General features: G+C 69.4%; 25 protein-coding genes. 9 read left to right on the forward strand and 16 right to left on the reverse strand.

What is annotated here, in order from left to right:
* Window positions 1-153 precede the first annotated feature (153 nt).
* The 6 genes from IM25_RS01290 to IM25_RS01315 form a co-directional block, all read right to left on the reverse strand.
* Window positions 154-1740, reverse strand: a complete 1587-nt coding sequence (locus tag IM25_RS01290) for an AMP-binding protein (RefSeq protein ID WP_033096121.1) — start codon at window positions 1738-1740, stop codon at window positions 154-156.
* Between the two features lie 247 nt (window positions 1741-1987).
* On the reverse strand, window positions 1988-2317 hold the full coding sequence (locus IM25_RS01295) for a transglycosylase family protein (RefSeq protein ID WP_006552360.1): 330 nt from the start codon (window positions 2315-2317) through the stop codon (window positions 1988-1990).
* Between the two features lie 444 nt (window positions 2318-2761).
* Window positions 2762-3316: a YbjN domain-containing protein gene (locus tag IM25_RS01300; RefSeq protein ID WP_006552361.1), complete on the reverse strand. Its 555-nt coding sequence runs from the start codon at window positions 3314-3316 to the stop codon at window positions 2762-2764.
* Entirely contained in the window at window positions 3313-4647 is a 1335-nt protein-coding gene (mshA, locus tag IM25_RS01305; RefSeq protein ID WP_065995670.1) for a D-inositol-3-phosphate glycosyltransferase, read from the reverse strand. Before mshA ends, IM25_RS01300 begins: the two co-directional genes overlap by 4 nt.
* Complete coding sequence (locus IM25_RS01310; protein WP_033096122.1) at window positions 4644-5546, reverse strand: alpha/beta fold hydrolase; 903 nt, start codon at window positions 5544-5546, stop codon at window positions 4644-4646. The genes mshA and IM25_RS01310 overlap by 4 nt, the downstream gene beginning before the upstream one ends.
* 5 nt (window positions 5547-5551) lie before the next feature.
* Window positions 5552-6850: an MFS transporter gene (locus IM25_RS01315; protein ID WP_006552364.1), complete on the reverse strand. Its 1299-nt coding sequence runs from the start codon at window positions 6848-6850 to the stop codon at window positions 5552-5554.
* A gap of 80 nt (window positions 6851-6930) precedes the next feature.
* Between IM25_RS01315 and IM25_RS01320 the strand changes: the two genes are divergently transcribed.
* A complete protein-coding gene (locus tag IM25_RS01320; protein ID WP_052039929.1) occupies window positions 6931-8025 on the forward strand; it encodes a tocopherol cyclase family protein in 1095 nt (364 codons plus the stop codon).
* Between the two features lie 15 nt (window positions 8026-8040).
* On the opposite strand, the gene IM25_RS01325 is transcribed toward IM25_RS01320, so the two are convergent.
* A complete protein-coding gene (locus tag IM25_RS01325; protein WP_033096124.1) occupies window positions 8041-9366 on the reverse strand; it encodes an ROK family transcriptional regulator in 1326 nt (441 codons plus the stop codon).
* A gap of 282 nt (window positions 9367-9648) precedes the next feature.
* The gene (locus tag IM25_RS01330; RefSeq protein ID WP_065995671.1) at window positions 9649-10326 is read right to left on the reverse strand and encodes a TetR/AcrR family transcriptional regulator; all 678 of its coding nucleotides are present in this window, start codon (window positions 10324-10326) and stop codon (window positions 9649-9651) included.
* An 83-nt stretch (window positions 10327-10409) separates the two neighbouring features.
* On the opposite strand from IM25_RS01330, the gene IM25_RS01335 reads away from it, so the two are divergent.
* Complete coding sequence (locus IM25_RS01335) at window positions 10410-11159, forward strand: SDR family NAD(P)-dependent oxidoreductase (protein WP_006552368.1); 750 nt, start codon at window positions 10410-10412, stop codon at window positions 11157-11159.
* Between the two features lie 143 nt (window positions 11160-11302).
* On the opposite strand, the gene IM25_RS01340 is transcribed toward IM25_RS01335, so the two are convergent.
* Window positions 11303-12397 carry a UDP-N-acetylmuramate dehydrogenase gene (locus tag IM25_RS01340; RefSeq protein ID WP_082920952.1) on the reverse strand — a complete coding sequence of 365 codons (1095 nt, stop codon included), beginning with the start codon at window positions 12395-12397 and terminating at the stop codon, window positions 11303-11305.
* A 23-nt stretch (window positions 12398-12420) separates the two neighbouring features.
* On the opposite strand from IM25_RS01340, the gene IM25_RS01345 reads away from it, so the two are divergent.
* The 3 genes from IM25_RS01345 (at window position 12421) to IM25_RS01355 (ending at window position 14319) form a co-directional block, all read left to right on the forward strand.
* Complete coding sequence (locus IM25_RS01345; RefSeq protein WP_006552370.1) at window positions 12421-12930, forward strand: DUF2505 domain-containing protein; 510 nt, start codon at window positions 12421-12423, stop codon at window positions 12928-12930.
* A 75-nt stretch (window positions 12931-13005) separates the two neighbouring features.
* On the forward strand, window positions 13006-13506 hold the full coding sequence (locus IM25_RS01350; protein ID WP_033096127.1) for a DUF2505 domain-containing protein: 501 nt from the start codon (window positions 13006-13008) through the stop codon (window positions 13504-13506).
* Window positions 13507-13509: 3 nt separating this feature from the next.
* Window positions 13510-14319 carry a methylase gene (locus IM25_RS01355; protein WP_033096128.1) on the forward strand — a complete coding sequence of 270 codons (810 nt, stop codon included), beginning with the start codon at window positions 13510-13512 and terminating at the stop codon, window positions 14317-14319.
* Window positions 14320-14354: 35 nt separating this feature from the next.
* Here IM25_RS01355 and IM25_RS01360 read toward each other — a convergent pair whose 3' ends face one another.
* The gene (locus tag IM25_RS01360; RefSeq protein WP_065995672.1) at window positions 14355-14972 is read right to left on the reverse strand and encodes a type IV toxin-antitoxin system AbiEi family antitoxin domain-containing protein; all 618 of its coding nucleotides are present in this window, start codon (window positions 14970-14972) and stop codon (window positions 14355-14357) included.
* Window positions 14973-15076: 104 nt separating this feature from the next.
* Here IM25_RS01360 and IM25_RS01365 point away from each other — a divergent pair, with 104 nt between their 5' ends.
* Window positions 15077-15829, forward strand: a complete 753-nt coding sequence (locus tag IM25_RS01365) for an LmeA family phospholipid-binding protein (protein WP_065995673.1) — start codon at window positions 15077-15079, stop codon at window positions 15827-15829.
* A 38-nt stretch (window positions 15830-15867) separates the two neighbouring features.
* Here the strand turns inward: IM25_RS01365 and deoC are convergent, their stop codons facing one another.
* The gene (gene deoC / locus IM25_RS01370) at window positions 15868-16533 is read right to left on the reverse strand and encodes a deoxyribose-phosphate aldolase (RefSeq protein ID WP_033096130.1); all 666 of its coding nucleotides are present in this window, start codon (window positions 16531-16533) and stop codon (window positions 15868-15870) included.
* Window positions 16534-16727: 194 nt separating this feature from the next.
* On the opposite strand from deoC, the gene IM25_RS01375 reads away from it, so the two are divergent.
* The 3 genes from IM25_RS01375 to purU all read left to right on the forward strand — a co-directional run bounded on the left by IM25_RS01375 (window position 16728) and on the right by purU (window position 19094).
* Entirely contained in the window at window positions 16728-17261 is a 534-nt protein-coding gene (locus IM25_RS01375) for a GNAT family N-acetyltransferase (RefSeq protein WP_006552376.1), read from the forward strand.
* Entirely contained in the window at window positions 17258-18130 is an 873-nt protein-coding gene (locus IM25_RS01380) for a class I SAM-dependent methyltransferase (RefSeq protein ID WP_065995674.1), read from the forward strand. The genes IM25_RS01375 and IM25_RS01380 overlap by 4 nt, the downstream gene beginning before the upstream one ends.
* Before the next feature lie 76 nt (window positions 18131-18206).
* Complete coding sequence (gene purU, locus IM25_RS01385; protein WP_065995675.1) at window positions 18207-19094, forward strand: formyltetrahydrofolate deformylase; 888 nt, start codon at window positions 18207-18209, stop codon at window positions 19092-19094.
* A 95-nt stretch (window positions 19095-19189) separates the two neighbouring features.
* Here the strand turns inward: purU and IM25_RS01390 are convergent, their stop codons facing one another.
* The 5 genes from IM25_RS01390 to IM25_RS01410 form a co-directional block, all read right to left on the reverse strand.
* Window positions 19190-20227, reverse strand: coding sequence for an alpha/beta fold hydrolase (locus IM25_RS01390; protein WP_065995676.1), 1038 nt, complete (start codon window positions 20225-20227; stop codon window positions 19190-19192).
* 40 nt (window positions 20228-20267) lie between these two features.
* Window positions 20268-21191, reverse strand: a complete 924-nt coding sequence (locus IM25_RS01395) for an AurF N-oxygenase family protein (RefSeq protein ID WP_019291171.1) — start codon at window positions 21189-21191, stop codon at window positions 20268-20270.
* Between the two features lie 89 nt (window positions 21192-21280).
* A complete protein-coding gene (locus IM25_RS01400) occupies window positions 21281-21571 on the reverse strand; it encodes a DUF2516 family protein (protein ID WP_024101750.1) in 291 nt (96 codons plus the stop codon).
* 64 nt (window positions 21572-21635) lie between these two features.
* Window positions 21636-22550, reverse strand: coding sequence for a hypothetical protein (locus tag IM25_RS01405; protein ID WP_019291170.1), 915 nt, complete (start codon window positions 22548-22550; stop codon window positions 21636-21638).
* Window positions 22547-23023 carry a helix-turn-helix domain-containing protein gene (locus tag IM25_RS01410; protein WP_006552384.1) on the reverse strand — a complete coding sequence of 159 codons (477 nt, stop codon included), beginning with the start codon at window positions 23021-23023 and terminating at the stop codon, window positions 22547-22549. The genes IM25_RS01405 and IM25_RS01410 overlap by 4 nt, the downstream gene beginning before the upstream one ends.
* Between the last annotated feature and the right edge of the window lie 22 nt (window positions 23024-23045).

The following is a 23045-nucleotide window of genomic DNA, read 5'->3' on the forward strand; positions in this document are numbered from 1 at the left end:
CCGAGCGGGACAACCACACATGCTCGCCTGATCGGGCAGGGTCCTCCACGGCCCGAGAGGTCGAGGCCCGGCGGTTCCGTAGCAGGGGCCGGACAGCGGCATCCCCGGGAGACACACGATCTCCCGGGGATCCACACGTCGCCGGTGCGCCCGTCAGGCGTTCAGGGCGCGCAGATCCTTCCGAAGAATCTTGCCCGCAGAGGATTTCGGCACCGTGTCGATGAACTCGACCTGGCGGACCTTCTTGTGCGGCGCGACCCGCGCGGCCACGAAGTCGATGACCTCGTCCTCGTCGATCGTCGAATCCGGCTGCCGGACGACGAAGGCCTTCGGAACCTCCTCGCCCTCGGCGTCACGGACGCCGATCACCGCGGCGTCGGCGATCTGCGGGTGCGTGAGCAGCAGAGCCTCGAGCTCGGCCGGCGGCACCTGGTAGCCCTTGTACTTGATGAGTTCCTTGAGCCTGTCGACGATCCGGACGGCACCCTTCCCGTCGACCGTGGCGATGTCGCCGGTGTGGAGGAAGCCGTCCTCGTCGAGGGTGTCGGCCGTGGCCTCGGGATTGCCGAGATAACCGACCATGACGTTCGGTCCCTTGCACCACAGTTCGCCGGGCGCCGAAACGCCGTCGCCGGTGGGATATTCGACTTCCTCGCCGGTGGCGGGATCGACGATCTTGCATTCCATGTTCGCGATCGTCGGTCCCACCGAATCGAGTTCGGTCTCGTTGTCCTCGAAGGGAATTGCGTGCGACACGGGAGACATCTCCGACATGCCGTATCCCTGCCGGACGTTGCAGCCCAAGCGCTTCGCGACCGATCCGGCGAGTTCCTTGTCGAGCGGTGCAGCACCGGAGAAGACCGTGTGCACGCTCGACAGATCGTACTGGTCGACGAGGGGGTGCTTGGCGAGCGCGACAGCGACCGGCGGCGCGATGAACACGTACGTGCACTTGTGTTCCGAGATGTAGGTGAGGAAGTCGACGAGGTCGAACTTCGGCATCGTCACCAGCGACGCGCGGTTGTACAGCGCGGCGTTCAGCAGCACCGTCATGCCGTAGATGTGGAAGAACGGCAGCAGTGCGAGCACGCGGTCGTCGGCGGCGATACCCATCCGCGGGGTGATCTGGCAGACGTTCGCGACGAGATTGCGGTGCGTGAGCATCACGCCCTTGGGCCGGCCCGTCGTGCCCGAGGAGTACGGCAGTACCGCGAGGTGGGTGGCCGGATCGAACTCGACGGCGGGAGCCGGTGAACCCTCGGTGAGCACGTCGCGCAGGGACGGATGGCCCTCGGCGCCGTCGAGCACGAAGAGCAACTCGTCGGGGATCCCGGCGGCCGCGGCGGCCTCCTTCGCCTGCGGCAGGAACGGGGACACCGTGCACAGTGCCACGGCCCCCGAGTCGTCGAGTTGCTTCGAAATCTCCCCGGCTGTGTAGAGGGCGTTGATCGTGGTCGCGGTGGCGCCGGACCTCAGGATGCCGTGGAAGACCGAGGCGAAGGCCGGCACGTTGGGTGCGAGCAGCCCGACGACCTTCCCCACACCGATGCCCCGGGCGGCCAGCGCTCCGGCGACGGCGTCGATGTGGGCCACGAGCGTGCGGTAGTCCGTCACGGTGCCGGACGCGCCGTCGATGAGCGCGGGTCGATCGAGCTCGGACTCGTCGAGCGAACCGAACAGGAAGTCGTAGACACTCGATGCCGGGATGTCGACGTCGGGAAAGGGACTGCGGAAACTCATTACTCATCCTCCGAGCATTCTGCTGGCACGCCGTGCCGACTTTCGGTCGAGTCCACACTACCGCAGCGGTTGTGAAGCCCGTCACACGCGCTGTGTGAGGATTGCGAGGATACCGTTCCCGGCGCGGTTCGCCTGCCGGAGAGCACGAACCCCGCGTGCGACGGATCGCACGCGGGGTTCGGAAGCTGCTGGAGCTGCGCTCACGATGTCGTGTGAGCTGCGCTCCCTACGCCCGAGGGCGCTGCGGTCAGAGGTACTGACCGCAGACCGGCCATGCACCGACGCCCTGTCCGGCGAGGACGTTCTCGGCGACGCGGATCTGCTCCTCGCGCGAGGCGTTGTTCGCGGTTCCCGAGCCACCGTAGGCCTCCCAGGTGCTCTGCGAGAACTGCAGACCGCCGTAGTAGCCGTTACCGGTGTTGATCGCCCAGTTTCCACCGCTCTCGCACTGTGCGACGGCATCCCAGTTGCCGGATGCGGCGTTGGCGGTACCGGCACCCAGAGCGAACGGGGTCGCAACGAGTGCAGTGGAGGCAGCGAGGGTGCCCAGGGCGCGCTTGATCGTGAACTTTGCCATGTGGATGAATCCTTTCCGGCTGCTTGCGAGGCCCCCGACGCAATGGGTCCGCCACATGTGGGCTGGACGGTCGGTGCCGGCGACACGGTGCGGTGCTCGCGCACGCCCGGTCGCTCTCTCGCTCCACCCCTCGGCAGGTTGTGGATCCGACAATCCCGCGGGGGTGGAACGAGCGGCTGCGGGGCCGGTGTGTAACGCCCGTCGGTATCGGGCCTACATCGACGGTAAGGGTTCATCACGGCGAGGTCACGGGTCGATTTTCCGGTACGGCTGTGCGAGAAACCGGACCGGCGATCGACAAAACCCCAGGTCGCTTCGCGGGAACGCACCGTTTCCCGGACGTTTCCAGCGGATTTCGATTGTGGTGATGGTCACACCATACGGCCGTGCAGACCTCTCCAACCGGACATGTTCACGGCGAGATAACGGTGTCCGGCAACGCCGTCACCCGTTCGCTTCGCGCCGATCCTCGGGTTCGTCGTCGTCCACATCGGGCTCGAACGGCGTGCCGGTCTCCTCCTCGATGAGGTGACGGAACGGCTCGAGATTGCGCAACGGTTCGCCGCGCGAGACCCGCCACTCCCATTCGCGCTTGATGGACGTGATGAACCCGATACCGAGGATGATGTTGAAGTCGTGGTCCGCCGCCTCGAGGACCTGCCCGAGGACCGCGTCGATCTCCTCGGGGGTCACCGCGTGCGCGGCGATGCGTCCCACCAGATAGATGTCGCCGACCTTGTCGAGCGTGTACGCCACGCCGTAGAGGCGACGGTTGCGGCGCAACAGGTAGCGGTACACCGATTCGAAGTTCTCGTCCGGCTTGCGGCACACGAACGCCTCGACCCGCACACCGTGCTGTCCGACGCTGAGCAGCGTGGTCGTCTTGAGCTTCTTCTCGCCCGGGAGCTCGACGACGAAGTGCCCGCCCTCCTTGACGGAGAACTCGAGCTCGCGATCGCGCAGCGTCGATTCGATCAGTTCGATGAGCCGGTCGCTCATGCCGTGACTCCCCTCGTCCGTCGCAACTTCCACACTCCACGCTGCCGTCGCAGCGAGTGCTCGCCGGTACCGAAGGCGCGGTTGCGGCGCATCCCGGCCCGTCGGTAACTGTCGAGCAGTCCTTCCGCGGTGTGTTCCCACGAGAAGGACTCCGCATGCACGGGCGCGGTCGCCGCGAATCGGGCGAGACGATCCGGATCGCCGACGAGCGACCGCAACGCCGTCGCCCAGTCGTCGATGCGGTGCCCGTCGACGAGCACGCCGGTCTCCCCGTCGCGCACGGCGACGCCGAGACCACCGACGTTCGCGGCCAGCACGGGCGTGCCGCAGGCCTGCGCCTCGATCGCGACGAGACCGAAGGACTCCGAATAACTCGGCACCGCAACGAGATCCGCAGCCCGGTAGACCTGGACGAGACGGTCCGGCGGCTGCGGCGGGAGGAAGGGGACCCGCGACGCGATACCCAGTGCGGACGCGAGTTCGATGAGCGCGTCGGGGCGCTCGAGACCCGTTCCCGACGGGCCTCCCACGACGAGGACCCGCAGCGGCATGCCGGGGTCGTCGGCGAGGGCCCGCGCCGCGGCCTCGAGCAGCACGTCGGGAGCCTTGAGCGGCTGGATGCGGCCCACGAACGCCACGACGGTCTCGCGCGGATCGAGTCCGAGCTCGGCGCGGGCGGCCGCGCGGTCGCCGGGCCGGTAGCGGTTCAGGTCGGCGCCCGGTGCGACGACGTCGATCTTCGCGGGATCGGCCCCGTAGATGCGTTCGAGCTGCCCCGCTTCGTCGGCGGTGTTGGCCACCAGGCGGTCGGACTCCGCGACGACCTGCTGTTCCCCGATCTGCCGGGCTGCGGGTTCGGGGGTGTCGCCCTCGGCGAGCGAGGCGTTCTTCACCGCGGCGAGCGTGTGGGCGGTGTGCACGAGCGGCACACCCCAGCGGTCGCGGGCGAGCCAACCGACCTGCCCCGACAACCAGTAGTGCGAGTGCACCAGGTCGTAGTAGCCCTGCGGGTGCCGTGCCTCCTCGCGCAGCACGCCGGCAGCGAAAGCGCACAGCTGCGTCGGCAGGTCGTGTTTGTCGAGGCCTTCGAAGGGGCCGGCCTCGATGTTGCGGACGAGCACCCCGGGCGCGGCCTGCTGGACGGCCGGATCGGCCGACGAGGTCGCGCGGGTGAAGATCTCGACTTCGACGCCGCGACGCGCGAGCTCGACGGCGGTCTGCAGGACGTACACGTTCATACCGCCTGCGTCCCCGGTTCCGGGCTGCGCCAGCGGCGAGGTGTGGACCGAGATCACGGCCACGCGGTGCGGGCGGCTGGGCTGGGACGTCACCCCTCCATACTGCCCTGCTGCCGATCTTCGCGTGTCGCCGCCTCCGCCGTCGCGGTGCGAGCGAACTCTCCGACCTCCGACACGAATCGGTGGGGATCTTCGACGAACGGACCGTGGTCGACGCCCTCCCAGATCGAGGTCGTGGCGCGTCGCAGCAGCGACGCCGCGTGGTGCGCCGCGGAGACGTCGACGACCGAGTCGGCGTCGCCGTGCAGGAGGAGAACCGGCACGTCCAGGCCGGCGAGCAGGTCGTCGTTGCCCACCGCCCGGTCGAACAGCGCCGCACGGACGCGCGGCGGGGTGGACAGGCTCGCGCCGAACAAGGCCTGCGACACCGCACCCTTGCCTTCGAGGAGAGCGCTGCCCTCGACGACGGGACCGGTGAGGGCGTTGCCGAAGGAGCCGAGCGCGCGCACCGCTTCCTTCGGGTCCTCCGACATCGCGGCGGGAATCGCGGCACGCATCGAGGCACCGACGCGTCCGCCCTTCTCGCCACGGCCGATGCTCGTGATGGCACCCACGAGAACCAGGCCGGCGACGGCTCCCGCGCCGTGTTCGGCGAGATAGTCGCAGATCACCAGGCCGCCGTACGACCAGCCGAGCAGCACCGCCGGGTTCGTCTCGGAGACGTTCTCGGCGGCGAGCACCGCGGCGAGGTCGCCGGCCCACAGGCTGCGATCGGCGTATCCGGTCTCGGGGGCCTGCGAATAACCGTGTCCGCGCAGGTCGACGGCGACCACCCGGAAGTCGCGGGCGAGTGCGTCGAGAACCCCGTCGCCCCAGCACTGTGACGACTGCGCCCACCCGTGGAGCAACACCAGAACCGGTGCCGTCTCGGAGCCGAATGCGCGATAGACGAGGGAGGTGCCGTCGATACCGGCCACTTCACGAACTGCCATGCGCGTCACTCTAACCGTGCTCGCACATGGATCCCGCCGGCACAGGTGACCGCGAGGATGCCCGCGGCAACCGCCACGAGATATCCGGTGCCGGCGTCGGTCCGGTCGATGACCTGTCCCACCAGCGCCGAACCCGCGGCGACGCCGACGCCGAGACCCGCGACCGTCCAGGTGATGCTCTCGGTGAGCCGGTCGGGCGGCACGATCTGCTGCGTCAGCGATGTCGCCACGATCATGATGGGTGAGATCGCGCATCCGGCAACGAAGTACAGCACCGTGAGCATCGGCACCGAACCGGCGAGCAGCAACGGGCACAGCAGGACGGCGAGAGTGCCGGTGGCGGCGAACAACTGGCGGGTCGGAGCACTCGATCCCACCCGGCTACCGAAGATCAGGCCGCTCGTCGCCGAACCCGTCGCGAACAGCGCGAGCGCGAAGGTGGCCGATCCCGGAGAGTTCTGTTCGGCCGTGAACGCGACGGCCGCGACATCGATCACCCCGAAGACGACACCCATCGCGACCATAACCACGACGATCGACAGGAGGACGGGCATGCGCAGGATGTTCGTCCGCGCACGGTCGTCGGTGTGCGGTTGCACGGGAGGCTCCGTGCTGCGCAGCGCCGCGAGGGCGAGGGTGCCGACGAGCAGCAGGACGGCGCCGAGCAGCGGGCCGGCCTCGGGGAAGACTGCCACGCTCAGGCCCACCGACAGGACGGGGCCGACGATGAAGCACACCTCGTCGACCACCGCTTCGAGCGCGAAGGCGGTGCGCAGTCGCGGGGTGCCGCCGTAGAGCTGTGTCCACCGCGCCCGCACCATCGCGCCGATCGTGGGCATGAGTCCCGCCGGGATCCCGCAGACGAACAGCCACACCGTGGGCACCTCGAACCGGACGCCGGCGAGCATCGCGAGGGTGGCGACCGCACTGACGGCCGCGGCCGTGGGCAGGACCCGTCGCTGGCCGTACCGGTCGACCGCGCGGGAGACGAGCGGGGTGAGCACGGCGTACGACAGCGCGAACACCGCGGACAGTGCGCCGCCGACCGCGTAGTTCCCCTCGAGCTGGGAGAACATCGTGACGATGCCGATCCCGACCATCGCGATCGGCAGGCGCGCCACGAATCCCGCCAGGCAGAACGCGGCTGCCCCCGACGCTGCGAACAACTCGCGGTACGAGCCGCCCTTCTCTCCTGTCACGTACTTCTCGCGTTCTCTTCGGTCCGATCCGGTCCGGTCAACGTTATGGCCGACCGACCACGCGAGGTGCAGGTACCTCCCGACCTCCGGACGTCGCCGCCCCATTCCGCACGTTCCGTGACGGGAACGGCCATGCTGGGTACATCCGGGGAACGGACAGGACGGATCTACGGAACGGAGCGGGCATGGCGGTGCACGAACGACACGGGCGGCTCTCACCGAAGGAACTCTCACCGAGGAGTCTGTGGACCCGCTACCGCGCGTCGGGAGCGGATCTGCCCTTCGGGAATCCTCTCGCCGCGCACGGCGTCGCGATGGAGGGTTACTTCTGGCGCTTCACCCAGCCCGGAACCGGCCGCGTCGTCATCGCTCTGTGCGGCGTAAACCGTGCGGACGACTCGGGAGGGCCCGGCTCGCACTGGGCGACGCTCGGTCTGGCCGCCCATCCCGGGGGTTTCCTGCGCACCGCCGCGCATCCGGTGGCCGCTTCCGATCCCGATCGGCTCGGCGCATCGGCCGGCGACGTCTTCTGCGGCGACAGCGAACGCGTGTGGATGGATCTCGGCGACGACGCCCGTCTCGACATCCGGTTGTCGGATCTGTGGCTCTGGCCGCGACGCCGCTTCGGCGCGTCGAGCGTGTTCCATTCCGTCCCCGGTCTCAACCAGTACTGGCATTCCTGGCTGCTCGGCGGCCGGGTGGAAGGGCACGCGATCCTCGGCGACGAGAAGTGGGATCTGACCGGCGCCCAGGTCTACGGCGAGAAGAACTGGGGCAAGGGTGGTTTCCCCGAGTCGTGGTGGTGGGGTCAGGCGCAGGGATTCGCCGACCCGCAGGCGTGTGTGGCGTTCGCAGGCGGGCAGGTGCATTCGGGTCCGCTGCACACGGAGGTCACGGCGGTCGTCGTCGCACTAGCCGACGGGCGCATCGTGCGGCTGGGCAATCCCGTCACATCCCCGGTCCGGGCGACGGTCACCGACGAGAGCTGGCACCTGCGCGGCCGCAATGCCCGCTGGAGCGTGGAGATCTCGGGAAGTTCACCCCTCGGAGCGGCACACGTCCTGCCGGTCCCCGTGCCCGCGGAACGACGGAACGTCGCCGGTTCGATCGAACATCTCGGCGGTCGCATGACCGTGACGGTCCACGAACGCGGGAAACTGGTGTGGGCCGACGAATCGCACTCGGCCGCACTCGAACACGGCGGGCTGGACCGGGCCCGGGCGGAACTCGACCGGCGGGGCGCCGCTGCGGACGCGACGGACGCCCCACCGAGCGTGTGAATCCGACGGGATCGCTCAGAGTTCGGTGCGCTTCATCGCCGCGATCGGATCCGAGAACAACGAGCTGAGCGAGACGACACCCGCGGCGTGGGCCTGCACCCGGTTGCCGAAGCCGGTGATGCGGATGTCCTTGCGCGGCAGGGTGGTCGACGCGGCGAACGCGCGGGCGACGTGCGGAACCGCGGCCGGGTACTCGGTGAAGGCCTGTCCGCCGAGAATCACACGGTCGGGATTGAACAGGTCGCGCAGCATTCCGACGGTGCGGCCGAGCACGGTGGCCCGCTCGACGAGCAGACCGTGGGCGGCCTCGGAACCGCCGCGTGCGAGGCGGTAGAGCGACTGAATGGTGTTGTCGCCGTCGGCGAGGATGCCCTCGGCCACCGCGCGCTGCACGACCGCCCGATCGCTCACCGTCGCCTCGAGGCAACCCGTGCCGCCGCACGAGCACCGGGTCGACGAACCGGTGGGGAAATGCGTCACCGAACCCGGACCGCCGGCAGGGGTGTGCACCTTGCCCTCGAAAGTGATTGCCACACCGGCCGTCTCACGAACGTAGAAGTACAGGCCGGTGCCCTTGGCCTCGGGGGCGTCGCGATCGGGGGTGAGGAGCAGTTCGGAGGCGGCCATCGCCTCGACGTGCGCGGCCACCGAGACCGGAAGCCTCATACCGCCACCGACGATCGCGCCGACCCGGGCGTCGACCCAGCCGAGTCGCGGGTGCGTGACGACGGCGGTGTTCGAGTCCACCCGCCCGCCGAGTGCGACGCCGACCCACAACGGGGCGCGACGGTGCCACCGCCCGGCGAAGGCCTTGGCGCTCGCGGTGATCGACGCGAGCGCGGCGTCCTGGTCGCCGGTCGGCGTGGGGACCTCGACGGCGCCGATGATGCGACCGCGCAGGTCGCTGGCGACGATGCCGGTGGTGACGGCACCGATGTGAATGCCGACCGTCAGGTACCGCTCGTGGTCGACCTCGACGGGAACACGCGGCCGGCCGACCGCGCCGGGTTCGGTCAGGTCGGCGCGCTCACGCAGCAGACCTGCCGAGAGCAGGGCCGACACCTGACGATTGACGGTGGCGATGCTCGCACCGGTGACCTTGGCGATCACGTCGCGCGAGACGGGGCCGCGGTTGGCGGCGACACGGAAGACCGACGCCCCGGTGCCGTCGGCGATACGCAGGTCCGGCGGAACGATCCTGACGGGGCTCGACACACGGGAGGTGCGGGGACGGACGACCGTCGCACGCGTGGATCCACGGACGGCGGAACCGGCGGCGCGACGGGGCGCGGACGACCGCGAGGGAAGGGAAACGGACGGCGAGAGAGTGGGAACCGACACGGCGCTGATCCTTGGCTGCTGATCCGGACGTGATGACCGGAGAACGGGCGGGAGACGATCGACGCACCGAGACCCCGACGTGGAGAACATGATCGGAGACGGACCCGCACAACGAGGGCGGGATCGGTGCGGAGTTACTTTCCGCAGCAGCGACAACAGAGTTCGCGCGCCAGAGGCAGCCGTGATCCCAGCGCGGCGGTCACATAGGTGACCCGCGGTGCGGAGGCGTGGCCGACTGACATGTCGCTCAAACTATCGCCCGAACCGCGTCGTGTCCAATCCTCACCGATCCGGTGGGAAATCTTCCTGCACGTCCCCGCGTGCGTGCGCGGTCTCCGCCGACACCGGGGCGAGCAACAACGCCTCCCATGCGTCGACGAGCGCGGCGAGTTCTGCCGTGGTGGGTGATTCGCCTGCACGGTGACACCGCGCCAGCGCACCGACGGTGCCGGAGTAGCCCAGCCGCAGACGCTGCCCGGCGATATCGTCGGGCAACGGCCCGAGCAGGGTCCGTAGCGCGGTGTCGGACCGGCGGCCGCTCTCGGTTCCCGTCGGTCCGGTGACGCGGAAGCACTCGGCGAACCGGTCGTGGTTCGACAGCCGGTCGAGGAAGGCGACGTAGTGGTTGTTGCGGCCGAGCGTGCCGGCCAGGGGGCGGATGATCACCCACAGCAGGTCGCGGACCGAGAGGGTCTCCCGCGTCCGCAGCATCTCGGCGAGGAGCGCTTCCCGCTGGGAGTTCAGGGCGGGCAACCGGTGGGAGAAGACCGCCTCGAGCAACCCCTCCTTGGTGCCGAAGTAGTAACCGACCACGGACGAGTTGTGCTGTCCGGCGGCCTTGCGGATGTCGGCGAGGGTGACCCCGTCGTATCCACTGCGGGCGAAGAGTCGCTCAGCGGCTTCGACGAGCCGGATCCGGGTCTGTTCGCCCGAACTGTATCGACCGCGGGTGGTGGTCATACGCCGCAGGGTAGCCGCACGGAAAGGACTTCGCAGGCCGGGACGTACGGCGGCATCCGGTGCCCGACACTACGATTGCCCCCATGAGCATCTCTCCCGATTCCCGCGTCGCCGTCGTCACCGGAGCCTCCTCCGGAATCGGCGAGGCGACCGCCCGCACGCTCGCCGCACAGGGCTTCCACGTCGTGGTGGGCGCACGCCGCCTCGACCGCCTGCAGAAGCTCGCCGACGAGATCGGCGGTACCGCGCTCGAGCTCGACGTCACCGACGAGGATTCGGTCGACGCTTTCACCACGGTGCTGCCGCGGGTCGACGTGCTGGTCAACAACGCCGGTGGCGCCAAGGGACTCGCACCGGTGGCCGAGGCCGTCGAGGACGACTGGCGCTGGATGTGGGAGACCAACGTCATCGGCACCATGCGCATCACCAAGGCGCTGATCCCCAAGCTCATCGCCTCGGGCGACGGCCTGATCGTCACCATCACCTCGGTCGCGGCCTTCGAGGCCTACGACAACGGCGCCGGCTACACCTCGGCGAAGCACGCGCAGGCCGTGCTGCACCGCACGCTGCGCGGCGAACTGCTCGGACAGCCCGTCCGCCTCACCGAAGTCGCGCCGGGCGCGGTCGAGACCGAGTTCTCGCTGGTGCGCTTCGAGGGCGACAAGGATCGGGCCGACAAGGTGTACGAGGGCATCACCCCGCTCGTCGCCCAGGACATCGCCGACATCATCGGCTTCGTCGCGTCGCGGCCGTCGCATGTCAACCTCGACCAGATCATCGTCAAGCCGCGCGACCAGGCCAATGCCGGCCGGTTCCACCGCGTCACCGACTGACCCACCGCGGTGGTGGGCGCGGCGAGGCGGTCGCGCCCACCCCCGTCGGTACTGTCACGGTCACCGTGGGTGGGCGGGAGCTGGTCTTCGATCCCGCCACCGCCTTCGGGGTGTTCGACCGGGGGCGACGGGCGGGCCGTCCGTCAGATCACGCAGTTCACGGTGACGGGTTCGGGATGCAGACGGACCCCGAAGGCGTCCTCGACGCCGTCGCGCACCGTCCGCGCCAGCGCCACGAGGTCCGCGGCCGATGCCGTTCCCCTGTTGGTGAGCGCCAGCGTGTGCTTCGTCGACAACCGCGCCGGTGCGTCGGCGCTGGGGAAACCCTTCACGAAACCGGCCCGCTCGATGAGCCATCCGGCCGACAGTTTGGTGCCGCCGTCCGCGGGGAACTGCGGGATGCGCACGTCCTCCCCCACCTTCGCCGCGATGGCCGCGAGCACCTGCGGCAGGCGGTCGTCGGGGACGACGGGATTCGTGAAGAACGATCCGGCGCTCCAGGTGTCATGGTCGTCGGCGTCGAGCACCATGCCCTTGCTGCGGCGCAACGCGAGCACGTGCTGGCGTACCTGCGCCGCCGGCCGGCGCTCGCCCTCCTCCGCACCCAGCGCGACAGCGAGCTCCCGGTATGCGAGGGGTGCGGACGAACCGTCGCTCCGCACGTCCAGTTCCACCTCGAGGACGACCGCTGCGTCGGTGTGCTTGAGGATGCTGGTCCGGTAGCCGAGACCGAGTGCCTCGGGGCCGGCCCACGAGTCCTGGCCGGTGGCGCGGTCGAACAGGCGGACGCGACGCAGGATCGAGCCCACCTCGACGCCGTACGCGCCGACGTTCTGCACCGGCGTCGCTCCCGTGGAGCCGGGGATGCCCGACAGGCATTCGAGGCCGCCGAGGCCGGCCTCCACGGTGGCCGCGACGACGGCGTCCCATTCGGCTCCCGCGTCCACCCGGACGTGGTCGTCGCGGAGTTCGACACCGGTGGTCGCGACACGCACCACCACGCCGTCGAAGCCGTCGTCGCCGATCACGAGGTTGGAGCCACCCGCGAGGAGCAGCAGCTGCACTTCCTGCTCGTCGAGCAGGCGCACGACCTCGATCAACGACGCGGTGGACGTGCATTCGACGAGATACCGGGCGGGGCCACCGAGCCGGAGGGTCGTGAATTCCGACAGCGACACCTGCTCGGACACCGTGGCTCCCGTTTCGACGAGCCGGGCCCTGGTACGTGGATCAAGCACCAGCAAACGGTAGCGTGCCCCGTATGGGCAGCCCTATCGACCACACTGCGAACTACTCGTCCCCGCCTGCTGCGGTCCACGCGGCGTTCGTCGATCCGCAGTACTGGCAGACCCGGCTGCGTGAGGTCGGTGGCCCGGGTGCGGCGGTCGAACGCGCCGACACCGGCGACGGCACGATCGAGCTCGACCTCCATCAGGCCATCCCGGCCGAACACCTGCCGAGCATGGTCACGAGCCTCCGCCCGGGCGATCTCGTCATCCGGCGTCACGAATCGTGGGGAGCGCTCGCCGACGGCCGCGCCGAGGGCAGGTTCTCGGCCCACGTCGACGGCATGCCCGGCGAGGTCACCGGTGGGATGACGCTCATCGCCGACGGCGCGGGCTCGTCCGTCGTCATCGAGGGCACCGTCGAGGTGAAGATCCCGTTCCTCGGTTCCAAGATCGAGGGGATGATCGTCGAGCAGCTCGTCGAGCTGTTCGACGCGGAGCGCACCTTCACCGAGCAGTGGTTGAACGGGGACCACTCGGCCTGATCGCACCCCCGCTGAGCTCTCCGTGGACGGTCGCGATTTCCGGGCAGGCCGTCCGGCGCGGTAACCTGGCCGGTCGTGGCACGGCGTATCGACTACTCCGCCCGCTTCCCTCATCCACCGGAGCGGGTGTACGAGGCTCTCGCCGACCCCGCCCACTGGGAAGCGCGGATGACCGAGATGCGCAAGTACTCGGAGAACCACGTCCGCGAGTTCACGGTCTCCGAATCGGGCATCGCGCTGGTGTTGCACCACGTCCTGCCGCGTTCCGACCTGCCGGAGATCGCCCGCACGGTGATCAAGAAGGACATGGTCATCACGCGCAAGGAGAACTACGGGCCGTTCACCGACGGCGCGACCGGCACCTACCAGGCGTCGATCCCCGGCGGTCCGGGTAGCCTCACGGGCACGATGGAGCTCTTCGGCGACGACCATGGCGCCACGCTCCGCACCACCTCCGAGGCCAAGGTGCACATCCCGTTCGTCGGCGGCAAACTCGAAGAACTCATCCTCACCAATCTCGTCGACGTGTTCCGCACCGAAGCGGCCATCACCGCCGACTGGCTCGCCGGTCGGTAGCGCGTGCGGAATCGAGGACCCGTCGGTGTCGTCACGCGCGGCACCACCGGCATCAACAGGCTGCGCCGCAGCGACCGCTGGGCGATGCACGACCCCCACATCATGAGGGCGTTGACGCACGCCACCGACCCGCTGGTGGTCGATCTGGGTTACGGCGCCATGCCGGTGACGACCCTCGAACTCGCCGCGCGCCTGCGTCGGGTCCGCAGCGATCTGCGCGTGGTCGGTCTCGAGATCGATCCGGACCGTGTGGTCCCGGGCCGCGACGGTGTCGAGTTCGCCCGGGGCGGCTTCGAGCTCGCGGGCCTGCGCCCGACCCTGGTCCGGGCCTTCAACGTGCTCCGGCAGTATCCGGAGGAGGCGGTCGAACCGGCGTGGGCGCACCTGCGTTCCGGTCTCGCTCCCGGCGGCCTGCTCATCGACGGCACGTGCGACGAGCTGGGCCGGCGCTGCGCCTGGGTGCTCCTCGACGAGCACGGTCCCCGTTCGCTGACCCTGGCGTGGAGCCCGTTCCACGTGGAGAGACCGTCCGACGTCGCCGAACGGCTGCCGAAGGCGCTGATCCACCGGAACGTCCCGGGCGAGCCGATCCACGCGCTGCTCCGCGCGGCCGACCGGGCGTGGGCGACGAGCGCTCCGCACGCGGCGTTCGGGCCGCGGATCCGATGGAAGGCGACGCTCGAGCTGCTGCGAGATCAGGGCTTCCCGGTGTCTCCGCCCCGCCGCCGTCTGCGTGACTGCGTGCTGACGGTGCCATGGGACGCGGTCGCGCCCGCCGGCGCATCCGTTGCATCCGAGCTGGTCGCGGTCTGAGACCGTCTGTCCGAGTTCGTCGTCGCTCCGGTCGGTCAGCCCGCGGCGAGGAGCGCGAGCTCGATCCGGTCGGCCACCGCGGCCGGCTGGTTCGCCACGGCGGCGTGCAGCTGGTCGGAGTCGACCCGGCCGAGCGCGATCGCGTCGCCGACGAGTTCGTCGAGCACTTCCTGGGACACGCCGCCGGCCGCGAGGTCGACCGCGGTGCGGGCGGGTGTGGTGATCCGGAAGGCCCCGACGACCTCGCAGTCCTCCTCTGCCAGCGTCCGGTGATGCAGCGCGAGCCGGTTGCTCGGCACGGTGCGCTGGTCGGGTGTGGACAGGTGCAGGAAGCGGGGCTGCAGGTGGCCCATGCCGTGCAGGTCGGCGGCGCTCTGGTGCGAGACGACCGCTCCCCCCTCGTACCAGGTGCACCATTGGGCGAATTCGTCGAACTTCGTCCGTGGGCTGTCGCTGAGGCGGAACAGTTCGGTCTCGACGCGGATCCACAGTCCCGCCTCGATGCGTTCCGCGAAGTCGTGAGCTGCTATTCCGTGACCGACGGCCTGGCGTGCGGTGAAGAACCCGGCTTGTGTGGCGGCGAGGCGCCGCAGCGAGTCGTCGGCATCGGCCCGCCCGGTTGCGTCGTAACCTGAATCCGTCCACCCTGTCATGGCGCCCAGCGTAGCCGAAGAATGTGGTACACCTCACATATTTTCCTCATCCTGTGGCCGTGTGCTCAGTCGATCCTCAGCGTCGTCCGGAAGAATCGGCGACCATGACGCAACGGAAGCGCAACCGCACCGTCACGATCGCCGTCGTTCTCGTCGCGGCGCTGGTCGCAGTCCTGGTGGGCGCGGAGGTCTACGTCCGCAACCGCGCGACGGCCTGCCTCGCCCAGTCCTTCGAGAGCGAGCTCGGCACGGGAGTCGACGTCGACCTGAGCTGGAAGCCGGTGTTGCTCCAGCTGCTCGACCGGCAGGGTCCCTCGGTCGCTCTCGACAGCGACGACACCGCCTTCGGTCCGGCCCAGCAGATGCAGGTGCACGCCGAGGTCAACGACGTCGACCTGCGCGACTCCGCCGAGGGCGCCGGCACCATCGGCAGCTCGAGTGCCGACGTCTCGTGGCCCACCTCCGGGATCCTCGCGACCGTGCAGAGCCAGTCGGTCGGCGGCCTCGTCACCGATGTCACGGCCGACGAGAACGCGGGCACCCTGACGTTCACGGTCGGCGGCCAGGGTCTCGCGGAGTTCACCGCGCGACCGGTGGTGAACGGCGGTGTGGTGACGGTCGAGACGACCGACGCGACGATCCTCGGCATCGGGCTCCCGACGGCCCTCGTCGACGGCGTCGTGGAGATCCTGACCTCAGGTCTGCAGCAGTACCCGCTGGGTATGCAGGCCACCGAGGTGAACGTCACCGACAGCGGTATCGATCTCCGCCTCGAGGGTGGCCGCTTCGTGCTGCCGGAGGCCCCGCAGGGACAGCAGCAGCAACAGCAGGAGGGCAGCTGCGGCCTCCTGTCGTGAGCGAGGAGGCCGGTCCGGCAGACCGTCGAGAGCTGTCGTCAGCTCTGCAGCCCGTCCAGCACCGCGCGACTGCCGGACAGTCCGAGTCGCGTCGCTCCGGCCTCGATCATTGCGACCGCGTCCTCGGCGGTGCGGATGCCGCCGCTCGCCTTGATGCCGAGCTTGCCGCCCACCGTCTCCGCCATGAGCGCGACCGCGTGGGTGGTGGCGCCACCCGCGGGATGGAAACCGGTGGAGGTCTTCACGAAGTTCGCCCCGGCCTTCTCCGCGGCGCGGCACACCTCGACGATCGCCTCGTCGCAGAGCACCGCGGATTCGATGATGACCTTGAGGACAGGGTCGAAACCGATCGCTTCACGCACGGTGAGGATGTCGGCGAGGACGGCGTTGTAGTCGCCGGCCACCGCTGCGCCCACGTCGATCACCATGTCGATCTCGCGTGCGCCCTCGTCGACGGCGAGTCGCGCCTCGGCGCCCTTGATGAGGGAATGGTGCTTGCCGGAAGGGAAACCGACGACCGTCGCGACCGTGACCCCCTCGGCCCGCAGGGGCAGCATCGACGGCGACACGCACACCGCGTACACGCCGAGTTCGACGGCTTCGTCGACGAGGGCCCGCACGTCCTGCGAGGACGCTTCGGGCTTGAGGAGGGTGTGGTCGATCATCGACGCGACCTGCGCGCGGGTCAACGTAGTTCCGGACATGACTGCAGCTTTCCACACGGCGAGATCCGACGGCCGTGCTCAGCAGGCTTCGCCCCGTGCCGGGTAGTCGATTCCCATGGAAATCCTGGTGATCGCGCTTCTCGTCGCAGTTGTGGCCGTCGTGGTGGTCCGGAGGAACAGCAGACGGCGATAATTCGATACCGCCGCACCGCTTCGGCCACGACAATGATCGCGTGCTGATCCGTCGAGAACTCCCCGCCGACGTCCGTGCGACCGCCGACGTGCATCGCGCCGCGTTCGCGCCGTTCGCCCCGGAAGGTCGCGAGCCGGTCGAGCCCGGTCTGGTCGCGTCGTTGCGGGCGAGCGACGCATGGCTGCCGCCGTTGTCGCTCGTGGCCGAGGACGCCTCGGGCGCGATCGTCGGCCAGGTCGTCGCCACCCGGGGTCACGTCGGCGCCACCCCTGCCCTGGGCCTCGGTCCACTCGGTGTCCGTCCCGATTTCCAGCGCTCCGGCGTGGGCGCCGCTCTCATGCACGCCGTGCTCGGTGCGGCGGATGCCCTGGACGAGTCGATCGTGCTCCTGCTCGGACATCCCGACTACTACCCCCGCTTCGGTTTCGTGCCCGCCGCCGAACTCGGGATCTCCCCCGACGTCGAGGAGTGGGCGTCCCACTTCCAGGCACGGGCGCTCACGGCACACGACCCCGAGCTGCGGGGCACCTTTCGGTACGCCGAGCCGTTCTACGCCTTCGAGGAGCAGGCATGAACGACGATCCCGAGAACCCCTGGGCCGATTCCGCCGAGACCGCACGCACCTTCGACGCGGCGAGCGGGGATTTCGACGAGCTGACCCCGACGGTGTGGGGACCGGCCGGGCAGGCACTGGTCTTCCAGCTCCGCGTCGCCCCCGACGAGGCGGTGCTCGACGCGTGTTGCGGAACGGGATCGTCCGCGCTTCCCGCCGCCGCCGCCGTCGGACCCGAAGGTCTCGTCCACGGCGTCGACGTCGCCGACAAGATGCTCGAACACGGCCGCCTGACCGCGGAACGCCGCGGCCTGAAGAACATCGAATTCGTCTGTGCGGACGCCTCGCAGTGGGAGGCACCGTCGGACGTACCCGACGCCGGCTACGACGTGCTGTCGATCTCCTACGGGGTGTTCTTCCTCCCGGACATGGACCGAACCTTCTGGCGTCTGGTCTCGCTCGTGAGGCAGGGCGGACGCGCCGGCGTGACGGTCTGGCGACGCGGCGCGATGGAGGAGTTCTCGTCGATCGTGTTCGATGTCGCGTCGCGCTACTCCCCCGGGCTGCGCGAGCGCGGCGTCCTGCGCGACCGCACACCCCTGCACCGGATCGACACTCCGGACACACTCGAGGCGTGGCTCCCGGACGCCGGAACCGATTCCGTGGAGGTCCGCACCCTGTCGAATCTCCTTCCGGCGACGGAGGAGTTGTGCTGGTCGCTCGTAACGGGCGCCGGTTTGCGCGCGGTGCTGACCGGGCTCGACTCCGGGCAGGTGGCGGCGGTGCGGCAGCAGATCGCCGAGGAGGTCACCGCACGCGGACTGCGCACGATCGATGCGACCACTCTCGTCGCCACGGGTACGGTTCGACGTCCTCCGGTCTCGGGCTGACGACCGGAGCCAGGGTCTACCGGGAGCAGGGCCGACCGGAAGTAGGACGCCGTGTGTCACCTGAGAGAATCGGGGCATGACGCTCGCCTCATCCGCCGACGATCGACGTTACGTTCTGACCCTGGGCTGCCCGGACACCACCGGGATCGTCGCCCGCATCGCGACCTTCCTCGCGGAGGTCGGTGGTTCGATCGTCGAGGCGGCCTACCACGCCGATCAAGACACCGGTTGGTTCTTCACCCGGCAGGCCGTCCGGGCGTCGTCGATCCCGTTCGGACTCGACGAGCTGCGCGAGAAGTTCGCGAGCGTCGCCGCCGACATCGGCCCGCAGACCGAATGGACGCTCTCCGACACCGGCAAGCGCAAGCGCGTCGTCCTGCTCGTCAGCAAGGAAGGGCACTGCCTGCACGACATCCTCGGACGGGTCGCCGCAGGGGAACTCGACGCCGAGATCTGCGCGGTCATCGGCAACCATCGCGATCTCGAACCGGTCGCGCAGCGACACGGCATCACCTTCCACTACGTGTCGTTCCCGAAGGATCCCGCCGAGCGCGGACCGGCTTTCGAGCAGGTCCGCAAGCTCGTCGACGCCCACGACCCGCACGCGGTGGTCCTCGCCCGGTTCATGCAGGTGCTCCCGGAGGAACTGTGCGAGCACTGGGCCGGCCGCGCGATCAACATCCACCACAGTTTCCTGCCGTCGTTCATCGGCGCACGGCCCTACCACCAGGCCTTCACGCGCGGCGTGAAGCTCATCGGCGCGCCCTGCCACTACGTCACCGCCGAACTCGACGCGGGCCCGATCATCGAGCAGGACGTCATCCGCGTCAGTCACAGCGACAGCGTCAGCGACATGGTCCGTCAGGGCCGCGACGTCGAGAAGCTGGTCCTCTCGCGCGGTCTGCGCTGGCACCTCGAGGATCGGGTGCTGGTGCACGACAGTAAGACCGTCGTCTTCCGGTAGATCCCCCGAGCCGAAACCGGTCCACCCGCGAGCGGATGGACCGGTCTTTCGTGCGTGGGTGATCGGCTCAGCCGACGTGCGTGCGAGTGATCGGCTCAGCCGACGGGCACACCGGCTCGTTCGACAAGGTGCGCGAGCTCCTCGTCGAACCGGTCGATCGCTTCGACCGAGCTCATGTGGCCGATGCCGTCGAGCACCACGAAACGTTCGAGGTTGCCCGCACGGTCGAGTTCCTCGGCGAGACGCCGGGCGTGGACAGGCGGGGGGAGACGGGCGGCGGTGCCGACCAGCACCGTCGTCGGCACGGTGAGATTGCGCAGACCCTCACGGATGTCGAGGGCACTCAGTGCCCTGCCCCAGCCGCCCCGCGTGCGCGGCGGGCAGCCGAGCACGATCTTCTCGCAGAACTGCACCTCGGCGGCGCTCGCACCGGGCGACAGGGCCACGTAGCGCAGGGCCCGCGTCGTCACCGGGGACGCCGCCAACGGGACGGTCGCACCCATGAGCCGGCTCGCGACGGGCACCGGCACCCGCGGGAAGCGTTGCGGCAGCGGCACGATCGCCGAGTCCGCGACCAGCCGGTCGGTGCCGGTGCTCGCGAGCAGCACGCCTGCGACCGTGCGGCCGACGTTCTCCGGGTACTTCTCGGCCCACGCGATGATGCTCATCCCGCCCATGCTGTGACCTGTGAGCACGGCCTTCGAACCGGGCCGGACCACAGCGTCGAGGACCGTCCGGAGATCGTCGGCGAGCACGTCTGCTCCCAGCGTCCGCGCCCCGGCCTCGCTGTCGCCGTGCCCGCGCTGGTCGTAGACCACCACCCGGTAGTTCTCCGCGAAGGCGTTGATCTGCGGGGTCCAGTACGCGGCGTTGCACGTCCAGCCGTGACAGAACACCAGCACGGGAGCGTCCGCGTCGCCATAGGCGAGCACGTTCAGCCGGGCACCGTCGTCGGCGCGGACGTCGAGGATCTCGGGTTCGAGTTCCGGTTCGCGCAGCAGCTCGTGCGGGGCGACGTCCTCGGTACGGACGACCGTCCGACGACGCCGGCGGACGAGCACGGCGGTGGTCGCCGCGGCAGCGAGGACGATCGAGCCCGCGGCGATCGACGCGGTCGGGGACGGCTTTCTCACGGGTGGAATTCTCCTGTCGGTTCGGTGGAGCAGCGCGACGTCACAGGACGTGCGCGCGACGCAGAAGCAGAGTGGACGGACCGCCGATCAGTCCCACCTCGTCGAGGAACTCGACCGTGCGGCGAGTGCCCTGACGGAGCTTGTCGTGGTAGTGCATGTTCTCCTGTGCGGCCTTCTTCGCTTCGGCGACGTCGAGTCCGGCCGCGGCGTAGACCTGGTCGTTCACGAGGCTGGTGACGACGAAGTACGCGCTCACCCCGAGGTGGATCCGGATCCATGCCCGCTCGAGACGTCCGAGCCGGGCCGAGCGCCTGCGTGTCTCCTCGCGGGCGTAGCGGATGTGCCGCGACTCCTCCACGACGTGGACGTGACTCACCGTCCGGGTGATGGGCTGCACCCGCTCGTCGCGCATGAAATCGCGCTGCATCATGTCGAGGATCTCCTCGGCGAACAGGGTGCCGCCGTAGGCGAGGGCGCCGCGCGCGACGGCCTTGAACAGCCGGCCGGTCTCGCGGATCCAACGCTTGGGCCGGTAGGAGGGGATGCCGTATCGCTGCGCCGACCGCGCGAACATGATCGAGTGCCGGCATTCGTCGGCGATCTCGGTGAGCCCGAACTGCACGTAGGGGGTTGCCGGATCGTGCCGGTAGAGATCGCGGACGAGCATCTGCATGAGGATCATCTCGAACCAGATCCCGGTGCCGGCGATGCTCGCGGCCTCGTGCTCGGTGAGGGTGATGCGCTGGTCCTCCGACATGCGTTCCCACAGGTCGGTGCCGTAGAGACTGCACCACTCCGGGGTCATGCCGTACTTGCCGTCCACGAGCGGCGCGTCCCAGTCGATCTCGAGCTCGGGATCGTAGGAGAGCCGCGCCGACGAATCGAGCAGGCGTTGCGCGGTCTCCTGCCGGTGATCCGTGGAGTGTTCACCCGGCAGGCTGTCGTGCTTTCGCAAGAGCGTCATCGCCGATCACCTCGTCTCGGAAAATTATCCGTTACCCGAAGTGTCATTATCTGGATCACACTTGTCAAGCGAAAGGGAGGCCCGACCCCCTACCACCGAGGGCGCTGGACCTCCTCGACCCGCGGACGGACGTCCACGAGGTACACGCACACGGCGACGACCGCGATGATCCCGAGCAGACCCACCGCGCCGAAGACGACGAGGACGAGCAACGCGGCCACGAGGATGCCGAGCCAGACGGGCTTGGTCAGCTTGTCGACGGCCGGAAACGCCTCGGCGGGCTGACGCACGACGTGGAACAGCGCGAATCCCGCCCCGGCGATGGCGATGATCTGCAGCGCGAGGATGATCAGACCGGCAAGTGAATCGACATTGGTCACCACACCAGTCTACGAGAATCGGCCCTCGTGCGAGTTCGCACGAGGGCCGATCGATCACTGCAGGTCAGGAACCGCTGGTCTTGCGCGGAGCCGCCTTCTTGGCAGGGGTCTTCTTCGCCGGGGTCTTGGCGGCGGTCTTGGCCGGAGCCTTGGCGGCGGGCGTCTTGGCAACCGTCTTGGCCGGGGCCTTCGCCGGAGCCTTGGCGGGAGTCTTCTTGGCCGGAGCCTTGGCCGGGGTGACCTCGACCGGCTCGACCGGGGTGGCCACCGACTCGACCTTCTCCGCAGCCTTGTCGGCCGCTTCGCGGACCTCGCCGCGGGCCGACTCGACCCGTCCGGCGGTCTCGGAGCCCGTCTCTTCGGCACGCTCACCGAGCTCGACGACGCGCTCGGCGGCCTTGTCGCCGGCGTCGGACACGGCCTCGCTCACCTCGTCGCTCGTCTCGGAGATGCGGCCGGCCGCGCGACCCGCGAGCTTAGCGGCCTGCTCGCCGACCTCGCGGGTCCGGCGGGCCACCGTCCCGAGGGCTTCCTCGGTGAGGTCGGCGGCGTCGCCGAGCACGGCTTCGGCGCGACCGAGGCCGTCCTCGAGGGCCGGCTGGGAGCGCAGACGCTCGATGGTCTCCTCACCGCGCTCGGCGAGTGCGGTGTAGAGGTCGGAGGCGACCTTCAGGTACGCCTCGGCGACCTTGCGCAGCTCCTCGGTGCCGAAGCGCTCGCGCAGCTCCGCGATCTCCTCGGGCAGCTCGGCCGGGAGTTCGGCGAGACGCTCGCGGAGGGACTCGACGGTCTCGGTGAGATCGGCGGGCAGGGTCGCGAAGCGGTCGCGGGCGGTCTCGACTCGCTCGGCCACCTCGGTGCGGTTGGTCTCCGCACGTCGGCGCGCCTGGGCCACGAGGTCGGCGACGGCCTGGACGACGGCGTCGCCGGCACCGACCGCGGCGTAGAGGGAGGTACGGATGTTGGTGGGATCGGTCATGGAGTTTTCTCCTCGTCGAAGTCTGTCGGATGGTCGGGCCGGGCCTCGCCGGTGTTCTGCTGGTTCTCTCGGCAGAACGAGTCGTAGATGTCGAGCAGGACCTGCTTCTGCCGCTCGGTGAGAACGGTGTCGACGAGCACCGCGTCGCGCACGGCGCTCTCCGCTCGATGCTCGAGGATCCCCGCTCGCACGTAGAGAACCTCGGCCGAGAGCCGCAACCCCTTGGCGATCTGGGCGAGCACTTCCGCGGACGGCTTGCGCAGGCCCCGTTCGATCTGGCTCAGGTACGGGTTGCTGACACCGGCCAGTTGCGACAACTGGCGGAGCGACACCTGCGCAGCCTCGCGCTGCGACCGAATGAAGGCACCGATGTCCTGGGCGGCGTTGTTGACCACCCGAACGGCGATATCCCCCGGTCCGGCGCTGTCGTCCGGCGTGTCCGAGCCCTCGATCGGATCTGGTTCCGTGGACACACCGACCAGTCTACGGACAAGT

The organism is Rhodococcus sp. p52, from assembly GCF_000763325.2.
GTDB lineage: Bacteria > Actinomycetota > Actinomycetes > Mycobacteriales > Mycobacteriaceae > Rhodococcus > Rhodococcus pyridinivorans.

Coding starts and splice junctions, on each gene's coding strand:
- IM25_RS01345 (WP_006552370.1), top strand. CDS start 12,421: ATGGGCAGCCCTATCGACCACACTGCGAACTACTCGTCCCCGCCTGCT.
- IM25_RS01300 (WP_006552361.1), bottom strand. CDS start 3,316: ATGAGCGACCGGCTCATCGAACTGATCGAATCGACGCTGCGCGATCGC.
- IM25_RS01290 (WP_033096121.1), bottom strand. CDS start 1,740: ATGAGTTTCCGCAGTCCCTTTCCCGACGTCGACATCCCGGCATCGAGT.
- IM25_RS01395 (WP_019291171.1), bottom strand. CDS start 21,191: ATGACGCTCTTGCGAAAGCACGACAGCCTGCCGGGTGAACACTCCACG.
- IM25_RS01335 (WP_006552368.1), top strand. CDS start 10,410: ATGAGCATCTCTCCCGATTCCCGCGTCGCCGTCGTCACCGGAGCCTCC.
- IM25_RS01295 (WP_006552360.1), bottom strand. CDS start 2,317: ATGGCAAAGTTCACGATCAAGCGCGCCCTGGGCACCCTCGCTGCCTCC.
- IM25_RS01405 (WP_019291170.1), bottom strand. CDS start 22,550: ATGACCGATCCCACCAACATCCGTACCTCCCTCTACGCCGCGGTCGGT.
- IM25_RS01310 (WP_033096122.1), bottom strand. CDS start 5,546: ATGGCAGTTCGTGAAGTGGCCGGTATCGACGGCACCTCCCTCGTCTAT.
- IM25_RS01330 (WP_065995671.1), bottom strand. CDS start 10,326: ATGACCACCACCCGCGGTCGATACAGTTCGGGCGAACAGACCCGGATC.
- IM25_RS01360 (WP_065995672.1), bottom strand. CDS start 14,972: ATGACAGGGTGGACGGATTCAGGTTACGACGCAACCGGGCGGGCCGAT.
- deoC (WP_033096130.1), bottom strand. CDS start 16,533: ATGTCCGGAACTACGTTGACCCGCGCGCAGGTCGCGTCGATGATCGAC.
- IM25_RS01315 (WP_006552364.1), bottom strand. CDS start 6,850: ATGGGGCGGCGACGTCCGGAGGTCGGGAGGTACCTGCACCTCGCGTGG.
- IM25_RS01380 (WP_065995674.1), top strand. CDS start 17,258: ATGAACGACGATCCCGAGAACCCCTGGGCCGATTCCGCCGAGACCGCA.
- purU (WP_065995675.1), top strand. CDS start 18,207: ATGACGCTCGCCTCATCCGCCGACGATCGACGTTACGTTCTGACCCTG.
- IM25_RS01365 (WP_065995673.1), top strand. CDS start 15,077: ATGACGCAACGGAAGCGCAACCGCACCGTCACGATCGCCGTCGTTCTC.
- IM25_RS01320 (WP_052039929.1), top strand. CDS start 6,931: ATGGCGGTGCACGAACGACACGGGCGGCTCTCACCGAAGGAACTCTCA.